Here is a 13,235-nt window from a genome sequence, read left to right as displayed (position 1 = left end):
CATCTGCCCCTCCCTCCTGTGGTGCCACGCACCCGAGGAGGTTTCCTCCCCAGGTGCCACGCACCTCAGGAGGTTGCGTGTCTTATAGGCGCACCGACTTCACCTTGTACTCGCTCAACCCCGTGACCCGCTGCAGCTGCTTGTTGAGCGCGCCGATCCTCTTCAGCTCGCGAATGCGTTCGTCCCGCTCGGCTTTCGTCCACCGGACCGCCGTCGCGAAGCTCTCCCCCCCCCCACCGACGTTCGTGGTAACGAATGAGCTGCTCGTCGGTGAGCAGCCCTTGGTCCGACCGCGCCAAGGGCGCGTCGTGGCCGCCAAGCCCAGACTCGTGGAAACGAACGAACTCCTCGACGCACCCAAAGACGTCCAAGAGGCGCGCGACGTCGACAATGCCCTCCCCGGCGAGGACCTCGCGATAGCTCGTCCAACGGTCCTCGAGACCTGCAGCGAGGCCCGCCACCGCCCGGTTCCAGTGCACGTAGCGGACGACCGCGTACAGGTACGACTGGTCCTCGACCCCCTCTCGAAACGGCCGCTCTGCGAACAACGGATCCACGCGCCCGTAGCGGAGGTTGAACGACCGGGCGTAGGGGCCCGCGAGGTCGTGCTGGAGCAGTGCCGGATCGGTTGTCCCGCAGTCGAGCACCAGGTGCACGTGGTTGTCCATGAGCGCCCATGCGAGGGCCGAGGCGTTGTACTTGCCAAGGACCCATTGGAGGCGGCTGAGGAACTCGAGGCGGTCGTCGTCGCCGTAGAAGATGTCCTGGGCGTTCGCGCCTTTGAACACGATGTGGTACACGCCGCTGTTGGACAACGCCGCAGGTTTCCTGCCCATGGGTCCCTCCTCCCGACACCTGGAGTGAGGGTTGATGGTACCGGTAGTGTCCCTCTATTTCGACAGCGTTTCAGATTTCGGAAAATCGCCATGAATCGCAACACGTACAACACGCAACCTCCTGGGATGCGTGGCACCTCGGGAGGAAACCTCCTGGGGTGCGTGGCACCCCAGGAGGGTGGGTGCTACAGGAGCCCGGCGGCCTTGAAGCCTTCGAAGAGGCGCTGCTGCGTCATCGGCGCCTCGTAGAACTTCACCCCGGTCGCGTCGAGCACCGCGTCGCGGATGGCCGGCGCGCACGGGATGCATGGCGGCTCGCCGAGCGACTTGTTGCCAAAGGGCCCCGTCGGGTCCCAGGTCTCGACGAACTCGGCCGTCAGGTCCGGCACGTCCATCGTCGTCGGGATCTTGTAGTCGAGCAGGTTTCCGTTGCGGGTCTTGCCCGTCGCGGGGTCCTCGATGAGCTCCTCGTAGAGCCCCATGCCGAGCGACTGCGCGATGCCGCCGTGCACCTGCTGCTCGGCCGTCTTGGGGTTGATGATCTGCCCGGAGTCGTGCACTTGGACGATCTGGTTCACGGTCACGGTGGCCATCGGTATGTCCACCGTCACGTCTACGAAGCAGGCGCCGAGGCAGAAGGAGTTCACGTCCTCCTCGGTGGTGCCCGAGGCCTCGATCTGGTCGGAGCGCTTGCGGTCGTAGTAGGCGATCGTCGAGAGCTCTTCCAGGCTGATCACCCGACGCCCGGCCGCGTCGACCACCCAACTGTCCGCGATGTCGAGGTCCTGCCCGTTGTAGTAGGGCTTGAGGTAGCGCGCGTAGTCCAGGATCTTCGCCTTGAACTCGGCGCCCACCTGCTTGATGGTCATGCCGGTCACGTACGTCTGGCGGCTGGCGTAGGCGCCCGCGCCGTAGGGGCTGATGTTGGTGTCCTGGGTGCTGACGATGTGCACCTTCTCCACCGGGACGCCCAGCACCTCGGCGCACATCTGGCACATGACCGTGTCGCAGCCCTGGCCGATCTCGGTCGCGCCGAGCGTCAGCACCACCGACCCGTCCTGGTTGAGCGTCATGCGCGCGCTCGCCGTCTCGAGCTCGAGGCCGCCGACGGAGCACTTGTAGCAGAGCAGCGACATGCCCACGCCATGGCGTACCGGTCCCGTCTCGTTGGCGTAGCGCCGTTTCTTCTCGTCCCAGCCGATAAGCTCGCGGCCCCGCTCGATGCACTCTTGGATGCCGTTCGACTGGCAGATGAGCGGGGCGGGCCAGGTGACGTCCTCGTAGCCCAGCTTGATGGCGTTCTTGGCGCGGAAGTCCGCGCCGTCCCAGCCCATGTCGTGGGCGATGTCGCTCACCATGCACTCGGCCGCCCAGGTCGCCTCGGGCACGCCGTAGGCGCGCATGGCCCCGGCCGTGGCCTGGTTGGAGTAGAACGTGAGCGCCCGGGTGCGGCAGGCCTTCTCCTGCCCCGAGTACATGAACCGGAACGACCCGAGGCCGTTGGCGATGATCGCCTGGCCGTGGCTCGCGTAGCCGCCCGAGTTCGAGAACCCCTCGCAGCTGCGGGCCACGAGGTTCATGTCGTCGTCCCAGCAGGCCTCGCCGTAGTAGTCCTTCGGCTGCCGGGAGCGGGTTTGCTCGAAGACCTCCTCACGGGTGAGCTCGAGCAGCACGCAGCGGCCGCCGAGCTTGTGGCACACCCAGGCGTTGAGCGGCTCGTACAGGACGTCCTGCTTGTTGCCGAAGCCGCCGCCCACGAAGGGCTTGATCACGCGCACGTCGCCCCAGGGGATCTCGAGCGCCTGGCCAATCACGCGGCGCACGATGTGGGGGATCTGCGTCGAGGTGACGCAGACGATCTGGCCGTTCTCCTCGTAACAGAACGACAGGCAGAGCTCGATGTGCGCCTGCTGCTGGCGCGGTGTCCTCATGTGGTAGCTGCCGCTGTGGTACTGCGGGTCGTGCAGCAGCTCCTCCATCGACGAGTAGCCGGCCTCCTCGACGCCCACCTCGGTGAGCCAGTCCGCCTGGACGTTGTTGGGGCACTCCTCGTGGATGGGCGGCGCGTAGTCCGGGTCCTGGGACTGCTCGTAGGTGAAGACGACCGGATATTCCTCGTACTCCACCTTGATCTTGCGCAGGGCGCGCTCGGCCGCCACGGTGTCCTCGGCCACAAGCACGCCGATGGTGTCGCCGTACTGGCGCACGCGGGAGTCCATGAGCGTGCGGTCCTCGATGTCGCCGCGCTCCTCCGGGTCCACGACCCACGGGTGCCCGGGGCTCGCGAACTGGTAGGTGGGCAGCCCCTCGTCAAGACAGGTGAAGATCGCCACCACACCGGGCTCGGCCAACGCCTCGTCCAGATCGAAGGAGAGCACGCGGCCGCTCGCGATGGTGGAGCGCACCACCTTGGCCACGAGATGGTCCGTGGGCAGTAGGTCGTACGTGAACTTGGCGCGCCCCGTCACCTTGTCCACCGCGTCGATGCGGGTGACCGGTTTGCCGACCTGCGTGAAGCGAGCGGCCCCGGCCCTCTCGGGAGCCAGTGAGTCGGCGGGCGGCGCCGGGTTGATGAGCGCCATCAGGCCACCTCCTCGGTCCCGCTTGCCTCCTCACCCACCATGCCGTTCACGAGGTTGGTCGCCTTCTCGACCGCGTTCACGATGTTCTGGTAGCCGGTGCAGCGGCACAGGTGGCCGGACAGGCACTTGCGGATCTCATCGCGCGTGAAGGTCTTGCCCGACCGCACCATCTCCTCGGCGGACATGATGAGGCCCGGGATGCAGAACCCGCACTGGACGGCGAACTCGTCCACAAAGGCCTGCTGCACCACGTCGAGCGTGCCGTCCGGGGCCTGCAGCCCCTCCACGGTCTCGATGGTCTTTCCCTCGGCCCAGGCGGTCAGGTAGAGACAGGTGTCCGTGGCCACGCCGTCGATAAGGACGGTGCAGGCGCCGCACTCCCCCACCTCGCACCCGCGCTTCACGGACGTGAGGCCGAGCCGGTCGTGCAGGGTGTCGAGCAGGCACTCGCGGACGTCGTAGCCCACCTGGACCGGCTTGCCATTGACGGTGCAGCTGAGGATCCTCATTTCCATGATGCGGTCGAACCTCCCTTGGCAGCGGCCTCAACGAGCGCGCGCTTCGTCATCTCTTTGATCAGTTGCTCGCGGAAGTCCTTGGACGCGCGCCAGGAGTCGCGCGGGTGCAGGTCCTCGAGCGCGGCCTCGCCCACGAGCGGGGCGGCCTCGGCGACGGTCTTCCCGCGGGCGATGTTCTCGGCGGCCTCGGACCGGCACGGGTTGGGGCCCGCCACGCCGTACGCGAAGCGCACGTCCTCGATGGTCTCGTGGTCGTCGGCCAGCTTCACCAGACAGCAGCAGCCCATCGTCGCGATCTCGAGCGCGCGACGCTTGCCGTACTTGATGTACTCGCCGGTGAAGCCCTCGTAGTGGCTCTTGGGGATGCGGATCTGGACGAGCACCTCGTTCTGCTCGCGCACGGTCTTGCCGGGCCCCGCGTACCACTTCTCGATGGGCACCACGCGGCGGCCGTTCGGCCCCTCCAGCACCAGCTCGGCGCCGAACGCGAAGAACGTGGACGCGGTGTCGGCGGACGTGATGCCGTTGCACAGGTTGCCGCCCACCGTGCCGGACACGCGCAGCTGCGGGCCACCCGGGGTGTCGCACGCGTCGCACAGCACCGGGATGCGCTCCTGGCAGATGGGGTCGGTGTTCACGGCATGGAACCAGGTGATGGGGCCGATGCAGATGGTCTCGTCCTCGTCGAGCGTCACGCCCCAGAGCTCGTCGCGCAGCTCGTGGATGGAGACCAGCTCGCAGGGCCCGAAGCGGCCCTCGCGGATCTGGACCAGGACGTCGGTGCCTCCCGCGATGACGCGAGCCTCGGGATGCTCGGTCAGGGCCCTCACCGCGTCCTGCACGCTCTCGGCCTCGTGGTAATAAACGATGTCATACATGGCCTAGATCAAACCCTCCTTCTTGAATCCCTCGAACAGCCGCTGAGGGGTCATGGGCGCGTCGTAGAACTTCACGCCGGTTGCATTGAGGATGGCGTCCCGGATCGCCGGGGCGGCCGGTATGCACGGGCACTCGCCGAGCGCCTTGTTGCCGTAGGGGCCGGTGGGGTCGTACGTCTCCACGAACCCGGCGGTGAGGTCCGGCAGGTCCATGGCCGTCGGGATCTTGTAGTCGAGCAGGTTGTTGTTGCGGATGGAGCCGTCCTTGGGGTTGGTGAGGAGCTCCTCCGAGAGGGCCATGCCAGCGGACTGCCCGATGCCGCCGTGAACCTGTTGCTCGGCGGTCTTGGGGTTGAGCACGGTGCCGGAGTCGTGAATCTCCACGATGTTGTTCAAGGTCACGGTCGCCATCGGGATGTCCACCGTGAGGTCCACGAAGCACGCGCCCATCGCGAACGTGTTCTCTTGGACGTTGATGCCGTCCTGCGCCTGAATCTGCTTCGCGTTGGTCGGGTGGTAGTAGGCCTGGATGGCCACCTCGCCGATCGTGGTCACGGCGTTGCCGGCGATGTCATAGATCACGCCGTCGCGGAGGTCGTAGGGCATCTGCTGCTTGGGGAACAGGAAGTGCGCGTAGTCGAGGATCTCCTGCCGCAGCTCCTCGGCCACCTTCTTGCACGCGGTGCCGGCCACGTAGCTCTGGCGGGACGCGTAGGCGCCGGAGTCGTAGGGCGTCACGTCCGTGTCCTGCTGCGAGACGATGTGCACCATCTCCGTCGGGATGCCGATGGTCTCGGCCGCCATCTGGGAGAAGACGGTGTCCGCGCCCTGGCCGATCTCAGTCGCGCCCATCTGCAGCATCACGGAGCCGTCCTGGGCGAGGTTCATGCGCACGTTGGAGGTCTCGAGCGAGAGGCCGGCGACCGACGTCTTGTAGCTGAAGAGCGCGACGCCCACGCCGTGCCGGATGGGCCCGGTCTGGTCCTTGTAAGCCTTCTGCTTCTCGTCCCAGCCGATGAGCTCCTTGCCCTTGGCCACGCACTCCTCGATGCCGCGCGAGTAGCAGCAGAGGGGCCCCGGCCAGAAGGGGTCGCGGTAGCCGAGCTTCATGAAGTTCTTCAGACGGAAGTCGCAGCCGTCCCAGCCCATGTCATGGGCGATGTCGCTCATGAGCACCTCGGCCGCCCAGTTGCCCTCGGGCACGCCGTAGGCGCGCATGGCGCCGGCCGTGGTCTCGTTGGAGTAGAACGTCGTCGCGATGCCGTGGTGCGCCAGCTCGACGCCCGAGTACTCCTGGCGGAAGCTGTTGGCGGTGTTCGCCATCAGCGCATGCCCGTGGGCGGCGTAGGCGCCCTGGTTGGACCAGCCCTCCAGCTTGCGCGCCTTGAGGTTCATGTCGTCGTCCCAGGCGGCGTCCAGGTGGCACTCCTTGGGCTGGCGCGAGCGCGTGTAGGCGAAGACCTCCTCGCGCGTGAGCTCGAGCAGCACGCAGCGGCCGCCCACCTTCTCGCAGAGCCACGCGTTGAGGGGCTCGTAGAGGATGTCCTGCTTGTTGCCGAAGCCACCGCCGATGTAGGGCTTGATCACGCGGATGTCGCCCCACGGCCGCTCGAGCGCCTGGGCCACGATGCGCCGGCAGATGTGCGGCAGCTGCGTGGAACTCACGACGGTGATGCGGTCGCCCTCGGCGTAGGCGTAGGAGAGGCAGAGCTCGATGTGCGCCTGCGACTGGCGCGGCGTCGTGACCTCGACGTGCGTGTGGTGCAGAGACGGGTCCTCGAGGATCTCCTCGATGGTATCGTAGCCGCCGGCGACCTCGGTGCGGTTGTCGACGTGGGCGATGATGTTGTTGGGACGCGCCTCATGGAGGGGCGGGTAGTCCTCTGGATGGTCGACGGCCTCGTGGCGCGTGAGCTCGAGCGGGTACTCCTCGTACTCCACCTTCACGGCGCGCACGGCGCGGTCGGCCGCCACGGTGTCCTCCGCCACGACGGCCGCGATCACGTCGCCGTACTGGCGGACGCGGTCCGTGAGGATCCAACGGTCCTGGATGTCCTGGTGGCCTGGGTCGCAGGACCAGGGGTGACCGGCCGTGCCGAAGGGCGTCTTGGGCAGCTCGGGATCGAAGCAGGTGAAAACGCCGACGACGCCCGGCACGCGCTCGGCCTCGGAGGTGTCGATGGAGAGCACCTTGCCGTTGCCGATGGTCGCCAGGACCATCTTCGCCACCAGGTGGTCCTGGGGCAGCAGGTCGTAACAATACTTCGCACGGCCGGTGACCTTGTCTTTGGCGTCAACACGAGCCAGCGGCCGTCCGACCTCCTTGAACTTGCTCATTCCATCGACCTTCCTCCAACGTGTCCTCGCCCAGCTACCGTGGGCGCTCGGTTCTGTGGCTGGCGGCCCTTACGCGATGGGTCGTCGTCTTCGATTGTCCTCGAAAGGGTCTTCCTCTTGAGGCCCCTTCAGTCTCGCGGACCCCATCGTCCCTCTCGCGGGGTGCGGGCGCCCGGCCTCTGCTCCGGGTCGGGCGCCCAGGTCCTTACTCGGCCTTCTTGGCCTTGGCGGCCTTCTTGGCGGCGATCGCCGCCTGGATCTCCTCCGGCGTCATCTTCTTCTTCGCCGGCTTGGGCTTCGGCGCATAGGGCGTGTCGGCCAGCGGCAGCGAGGTGCGGAACATGCCGTCCTTGGCGTAGTAGGCCCCCGCGATGGCCTGGGCCGTGGGGATCGATGAGATCTCGCCGACGCCCTTGGAGCCGTAGGCGAACGGCAGCAGCTGCTCCTTCTCCACGTAGATCGCGTCGATCTCGGGGATCTTGTCCGCGCGGAAGAGGCCGAGGGTGCCGTACTTGGCGGTGGGCACGCAGTCCTTGAGCGGGAACTTCTCGGTGAGCGCGTAGCCCATGGACATGAGCACGCCGCCCTCGATCTGCCCCTGGATCGCGATGGGGTTCACGACCTTGCCGGAGTCGTGGGCCTGGTGGATCTCGGCGACCCAGCCCTCGTCGTCGAGCACGGCCACGGACGCGGCGAAGCCGTAGGCCACATGGCTCTTGGGGTTGGGAACGTCGGCGCCCAGCTTGTCAGTGGGGTCGAAGAACTCCTCGTAGTACTCCTTGCCCTCGAGCTGGGAGAGGTCGCCGCCCACGGTGGCCAGGTCGGCGGCCAGGTCCGCGCCCACCATGCGGATGGCCTCGCCCGAGATGAGCGTCTGTCGCGAGCCGGAGGTGGTGCCGGAGTCGGGACCCAGCTTGGTGGAGACGGGCATCATGCGGATCTTCTCCAACGGGAGCCCGGTGGACTGGCAGGCCATCTGGGCGAAGACCGTCTTGCAGCCCTGGCCGATGTCGGAGGCGGCGCAGTACACCTCGACGACGCCGTCGTTCACGATCATACGGGCGCGGCCCTTGTCCGGCAGGCCGACGCCGACGCCGGCGTTCTTCATCGCGCACGCGATGCCGGCGTGGTCCTTGTTCGCGTAGTACACGTCCTTGACCGCGATCAGGGCCTCCTTGAGGGCCGTGGAGCAGTCGGCGATCTGGCCGTTCGGGAGCGCCTTGCCCGGCTCGATGGCGTTGCGGTAGCGGATCTCCCACGGGTCGAGGCCGGCCTTCTCGGCAAGCTTGTCGAGGCACATCTCGAGGGCGAACTCCGTCTGGCACACGCCGAAGCCGCGGAACGCGCCCGCGGGCGGGTTGTTGGTGTAGTAGCCGTAGCCGCGGATGTCGGTGTTCTGGTAGGTGTACGGGCCGGGCGCGTGGGTGCAGGCGCGCTCGAGGACCGGGCCGCAGAGGGACGCATAGGCGCCGGTGTCGAAGTACACGTCGCAGTCGAGGCCGGTGAGCATGCCGTTCTCGTCGCAGCCCACGGTGAAGGTGGCGTCCATCTTGTGACGCTTGGGGTGGAAGTTGATGGACTCCTGGCGCGTGAGGCGGCACTTGACCGGCCGGTTCACGGCGAGCGCGGCGAGGGCCGCGAGGTGCTGGACGGACACGTCCTCCTTGCCTCCGAAGCCGCCGCCCACGAGGGCGTTCTCCACCACGACGCGCTCGGGCTCGTCGTCCCAGCCAAACATGTGCGCGACCTCGTGGCGGGTGTCGTAGACGCCCTGGTCCGTCGTCACGATGTGCACGCCGTCGCCCTCCGGGTACGCCACGGCGCACTCCGGCTCGAGGAACGCGTGCTCGGTGAACGGCGTGTGGAAGGTCTCCGTGACCGTGTAGGCGGAGTTGGCGAGCGCGGTCTTGGCGTCGCCGCGGGTGATGTGGCGCTGCTGGCAGATGTTGTTGGGCGCGTGCTCGTGGATCGCAGGCGCGCCCTCGGCGGCGGCCTCCTCCCAGTTGCGCACCGGCTCGAGCACCTCGTAGTCCACAAGGATCGCGTCGCGGGCCATGCGCACGGCGTCGGGCGTCTCGGCCACGACGAGCGCGATGGCGTCCCCCACGCAGCGGGTGGTGTCGCCCTCGGCGATCATGACGTCCCAGTCCTGCTGCAGGTGGCCCACCTTGTTCACCGGGACGTCCTTGGCGGTGAGCACCGTGATCACGCCGGGGACCTGCATGGCCTCCTTGTAGTGGATCTTCTTGACCACGGCGCGCGGGTGCACCGAGCGCACGGCCGCCGCGTGCACGAGGCCAGGGAAGTCGCGCTCGTCGAAGTCGTTGGGGTACTTGCCGGTGCCGAGCACCTTCTCGCGGACGTCGAGCCGGAACGCGCGGTCGCCCACGCCGAAGCCCTCGTCGCCCTTCTCGAAGGCCTCGTCGATGACCTCGTCGCCTCGGAGGATGGCGGCGGCAAGCTGGATGCCCTCGATGATCTTCTTGTAGCCGGTGCAGCGGCAGATGTTGCCGCGGATGGCCTTCTTGATCTCGGCCTCGGTGGGGTCCGGGTTCTGGTCGATGAGGGCCTTGCCGCTCATGACCATGCCCGGGGTGCAGAAGCCGCACTGCACGGCGCCCTTGACGCCGAACGCGTAGACGAAGGCCTCCCGCTCCTCGGGCGTGAGCCCCTCGGTGGTGACGACGGTCTTGCCGTCGGCGCGCTTGGTGGTGAGCGTGCAGGCACGGGTGGCCTTGCCGTCCACGATGATCGTGCAGGTGCCGCAGGCGCCCTCGGAGCAGCCGTCCTTGACGGACTTGAGCTTGAGGTTGTTGCGGAGGTACCGCAGCAGCGACTTGTCCTCGCTCGTCTCGTGCACCTGCCCGTTGACGGTGATGGTGTAACTCTCGGGCATGTCTCTCCTCAATCACATCGGACTTGAACGATGTCTGATTCTCTTCGAAACCCCGCTCGCCTGCGTCTGGATACTCCATGAAGCGCGGGGACTCCCCGTAACGAAGGGGACCGTTCACCTTTTGCGAGGTGAACGGTCCCGGTTTCCTACTTGCAGAGCAAGTAGCCGTAATCGTCGCGGACGGCTTGGATCAGCCGCCGCACGCCCTCCGGCAACCCGCAGGCCGGGTCGTCGATGTCGTGGACCCGGATCTCCCCGTCGAGGCGGACCTTGAAGCGCCCGTCCTCAAGGGCGAGGAAGCCCTCGTTCTCCGAGTCGTGGAGGTCCTCCTCGCTCCAGAAGACCGTGAGCTTGTCCTTGTAGGGACGGCCGCCCTGGTACGGGCAGAACACGGCGCAGTTGCCGCACTCGTTGCACATGCCGTCCACGTGCACGATCTGGCGCTGGCGCTCGCCGGCCACGCGCACCGCGATGTTCGCGCGGTTCGGGCACACCTCGACGCAGGTCTCGCAGACGGTCGGGCACTCGAGGCAACGGCTCGTGGCGCACTTGTCGCAGCTGAGGCACAGGTCGCCGCGGGTGGCGAGGTTCTTCCCGTACTCGGGGTCGATGTTGCTCGCGCCCTTGCCGTCGAAGGCGCACCCGGTGATGGCCTCGGCCACGACCTGCGCGTCCGCGATGCCCTCGACGATGGTCGCGGGGCCGCGGCGGGCGTCGCCCACCACGTACACGCCGTCGACGGAGGTCATGAGGTGGGAGTCGACCTTCGGAAGGCCGCGGTCGGTGAGCTCGATGCCGGAGTTCTCGAACAGGCTGCGCTCCAGCTGCTCGCCCACGGCGCGGATGACCGCGGTGGCCGGCACGGTGGTCTGCTCGCCGGTCTTGACGGGACGGCGGCGGCCGGAAGCGTCGGGCTCGCCGAGCTCCATGACGTCGCAGGTGAGGACGTCGTCGGCCAGGGCGACCGGGCTCAGCAGCGCGCAGAGCTCCACACCGTCCGCCAGCGCGTCGAGGAGCTCCTCCTCCTGGGCCGGCATGTTGGCGGCGTCGCGACGGTACACGAGGCGCACGTTCTTGACGCCGTCGATGCGCGTCGCGGCGCGGGCCACGTCCATCGCGGTGTTGCCGCCGCCGATCACGACGACGTCGGTGCCGAGGGACACGGACTCCGGGTCCTTCTTGGCCATCTCGAGGAACTCGATGGCGTCGATGGTGGAGCCCTCCGGCAGCACCTCGCGGCCGGGCGCCCAGGCGCCGGCGGCGATGACGACCTTGTCGTAGCCGAGGTTCTTAAGGGCCGCGGCGCTCTCGACGGAGACGCCCGTCTCCACCTTGGCGCCGTGGGCCAGGCAGAGGCTCACGTCGTGGTCGATGTCGGCGTCGGAGATGCGGAAGCCGGGGATCACGTGGCGCACGATGCCGCCGAGCTTGCCGGTGCGCTCCATGACGGTGACGTCGGCGCCGGCACGGCTCAGGAACGAGGCGGCGGCGAGGCCCGCGGGGCCGCCGCCGATGACTGCGACCTTGGGGCCGGTGGGCTCGTTGGCGACCAGCGTGGGCAGCACCTCCTCGAAGGCCTTCTGGGCGGCCTCGAGCTTGGCCTCGCGGATGTGGACCGGCTGGTCGTAGTAGTTGCGCATGCAGGGGTTGGTGCAGGTGTGCGGGCACAGCGTGCCGGTCATGAACGGCAGCGCGTTGCGCTCGAGGATGATGTTGAGGGCGTCCTCGTAGCGGGCCTCGTCCACGGCGCGCAGATAGCCCGGGATGTCCTGGTGGATCGGGCAGATGTGACGGCACGGGGCGGTGAAGCAGTCGAGCAGCGGCAGCTCGCCGGGCACGTGGCGGTCGGGCAGTGCCTTGATGGCGTGCTCGTACTTGTCGCTCTCGCGGGCGGCGAGGGCCAGGGCCTCGACCTTCTCCACGTTCACGCCCTCGAACGTCGCGCCCGGCACGTTGGCGAGGATGCCCGTGATCTGCGACAGGCGCTCGTAGCCGCCCGGCTTGAGGATCGTCGTGGCCATCGTGATGGGCCAGATGCCGCTCTTGAGCAGCTTCTCGATGTTCTGGGCGTCGGCGCCGCCGGAGTAGGAGATCCGCAGCGTGCCGTTGAACTGCTTGGCGATCCGGGCGGCCAGGGAGATGGACAGCAGGTAGAGGCTCCGGCCGGACATGTACATCTCTTCGCTCGGCAGCTCGCCTCGGGTCACGTCCACCGGGAAGGTGTTGGTGAGCTTGACGCCGAACTCGAGGCCCTTCTCGGACGCGAGGGCCTGCAGCCGCTCGAACATCGGGACGGCGTCCTCCCACTGGAGGTCCTCGAGGAAGTGGTGGTCGTCGAACGCGATGTAGTCGAAGCCGCACTCGTCGAGGGTCTTGCGGGCGAACTCATAGCCGAGGAGCGTCGGGTTGCACTTGACGTAGGTGTTGAGGCCCTTGACCTCGATCAGGTGCGTGGCGATCTTCTCGATCTCCTCCGGCGGGCAGCCGTGGAGCGTGGACTCGGTGACGGAGCTCGAGACGCGCGGGGAGATGCTGTCGATATAGGCCTCGTCCACGTTCTCGAACAGCTCGACGTTGTCCTTGAGCCAGGCGATGGACTTCTGCCACGCCTCGGTGGTGGTGGCGTCCATCATGCCGTTGAGGAACCCGTCGATCTTGGGCGTGCAGACGCCGTCGTAGTCGTAGCCCACGGACATGTTGAACACGAAGCCGTCGGGGTCGCCGAGGTCCAGCTCGCGGGCGATCACCTTGCAGGCGATCCAGGCCTTGATGTACTCGGCCTGGGCCTGCTCCACGGTGAGCTCCGTGGACCACTCGCAGTTGTAGCACTCGTCCGGCGCGAGGATGCAGGGCTTGGCCACTGCCTCGCGCAGCTGCTCGCCGTCCATGATCTGCACGGTCTTGAGCTCGAAGAAGCGGGCGCCATCCACGTAGCAAGAGATGATGTTCTGGGCCAGCTGGGAGTTGGGGCCGGCGGCGGGGCCAAAGGGGGTCTCGATCTTCTCGTCGAAGATGGCGAACGCACGGTCGGGGTCGGTGCGGACGATGCGCTGCTGACCGAAGATGGTCTTCTGCGTGCGGTACTCGTCCATGACCCACGTCATCAGGTGGTCAAAGCCGATGGGGCGCATGATGTCGCTCATGGTGTCCTCTCAAAAGGTCCAGGCCAGCCGCCTCCACACGGCAGG

General features: G+C 67.5%; 7 protein-coding genes. All 7 read right to left on the bottom strand.

Annotated elements, in window-relative coordinates:
* Positions 1 to 65: 65 nt before the first annotated feature.
* On the bottom strand, positions 66 to 836 hold the full coding sequence (locus QJ043_RS00665; protein ID WP_283722693.1) for a transposase: 771 nt from the start codon (positions 834 to 836) through the stop codon (positions 66 to 68).
* A 185-nt stretch (positions 837 to 1,021) separates the two neighbouring features.
* Positions 1,022 to 3,418, bottom strand: coding sequence for a xanthine dehydrogenase subunit XdhA (gene xdhA / locus QJ043_RS00660; RefSeq protein ID WP_283712242.1), 2,397 nt, complete (start codon positions 3,416 to 3,418; stop codon positions 1,022 to 1,024).
* Entirely contained in the window at positions 3,418 to 3,933 is a 516-nt protein-coding gene (gene xdhC, locus QJ043_RS00655) for a xanthine dehydrogenase subunit XdhC (protein WP_283712241.1), read from the bottom strand. Before xdhC ends, xdhA (QJ043_RS00660) begins: the two co-directional genes overlap by 1 nt.
* Positions 3,924 to 4,814, bottom strand: coding sequence for a xanthine dehydrogenase subunit XdhB (xdhB, locus tag QJ043_RS00650; protein ID WP_283712240.1), 891 nt, complete (start codon positions 4,812 to 4,814; stop codon positions 3,924 to 3,926). The genes xdhC and xdhB overlap by 10 nt, the downstream gene beginning before the upstream one ends.
* Positions 4,815 to 4,817: 3 nt before the next feature.
* Positions 4,818 to 7,151, bottom strand: coding sequence for a xanthine dehydrogenase subunit XdhA (gene xdhA / locus QJ043_RS00645; RefSeq protein ID WP_283712239.1), 2,334 nt, complete (start codon positions 7,149 to 7,151; stop codon positions 4,818 to 4,820).
* 205 nt (positions 7,152 to 7,356) lie between these two features.
* Positions 7,357 to 10,047: a selenium-dependent xanthine dehydrogenase gene (gene xdh, locus QJ043_RS00640; RefSeq protein WP_283712238.1), complete on the bottom strand. Its 2,691-nt coding sequence runs from the start codon at positions 10,045 to 10,047 to the stop codon at positions 7,357 to 7,359.
* Between the two features lie 146 nt (positions 10,048 to 10,193).
* On the bottom strand, positions 10,194 to 13,190 hold the full coding sequence (gene ygfK, locus QJ043_RS00635; RefSeq protein ID WP_283712237.1) for a putative selenate reductase subunit YgfK: 2,997 nt from the start codon (positions 13,188 to 13,190) through the stop codon (positions 10,194 to 10,196).
* Positions 13,191 to 13,235: the final 45 nt, after the last annotated feature.

This window comes from Kribbibacterium absianum (assembly GCF_030067705.1).
In the GTDB taxonomy this organism is placed as follows: Bacteria; Actinomycetota; Coriobacteriia; order Coriobacteriales; family Atopobiaceae; genus Kribbibacterium; species Kribbibacterium absianum.
Note: the sequence above shows the minus strand (reverse complement) of the source record. Positions and strands in the feature narration are given on the sequence as shown.

Coding starts and splice junctions, on each gene's coding strand:
- QJ043_RS00665 (WP_283722693.1), bottom strand. CDS start 836: ATGGGCAGGAAACCTGCGGCGTTGTCCAACAGCGGCGTGTACCACATC.
- xdhA (WP_283712242.1), bottom strand. CDS start 3,418: ATGGCGCTCATCAACCCGGCGCCGCCCGCCGACTCACTGGCTCCCGAG.
- xdhC (WP_283712241.1), bottom strand. CDS start 3,933: ATGGAAATGAGGATCCTCAGCTGCACCGTCAATGGCAAGCCGGTCCAG.
- xdhB (WP_283712240.1), bottom strand. CDS start 4,814: ATGTATGACATCGTTTATTACCACGAGGCCGAGAGCGTGCAGGACGCG.
- xdhA (WP_283712239.1), bottom strand. CDS start 7,151: ATGAGCAAGTTCAAGGAGGTCGGACGGCCGCTGGCTCGTGTTGACGCC.
- xdh (WP_283712238.1), bottom strand. CDS start 10,047: ATGCCCGAGAGTTACACCATCACCGTCAACGGGCAGGTGCACGAGACG.
- ygfK (WP_283712237.1), bottom strand. CDS start 13,190: ATGAGCGACATCATGCGCCCCATCGGCTTTGACCACCTGATGACGTGG.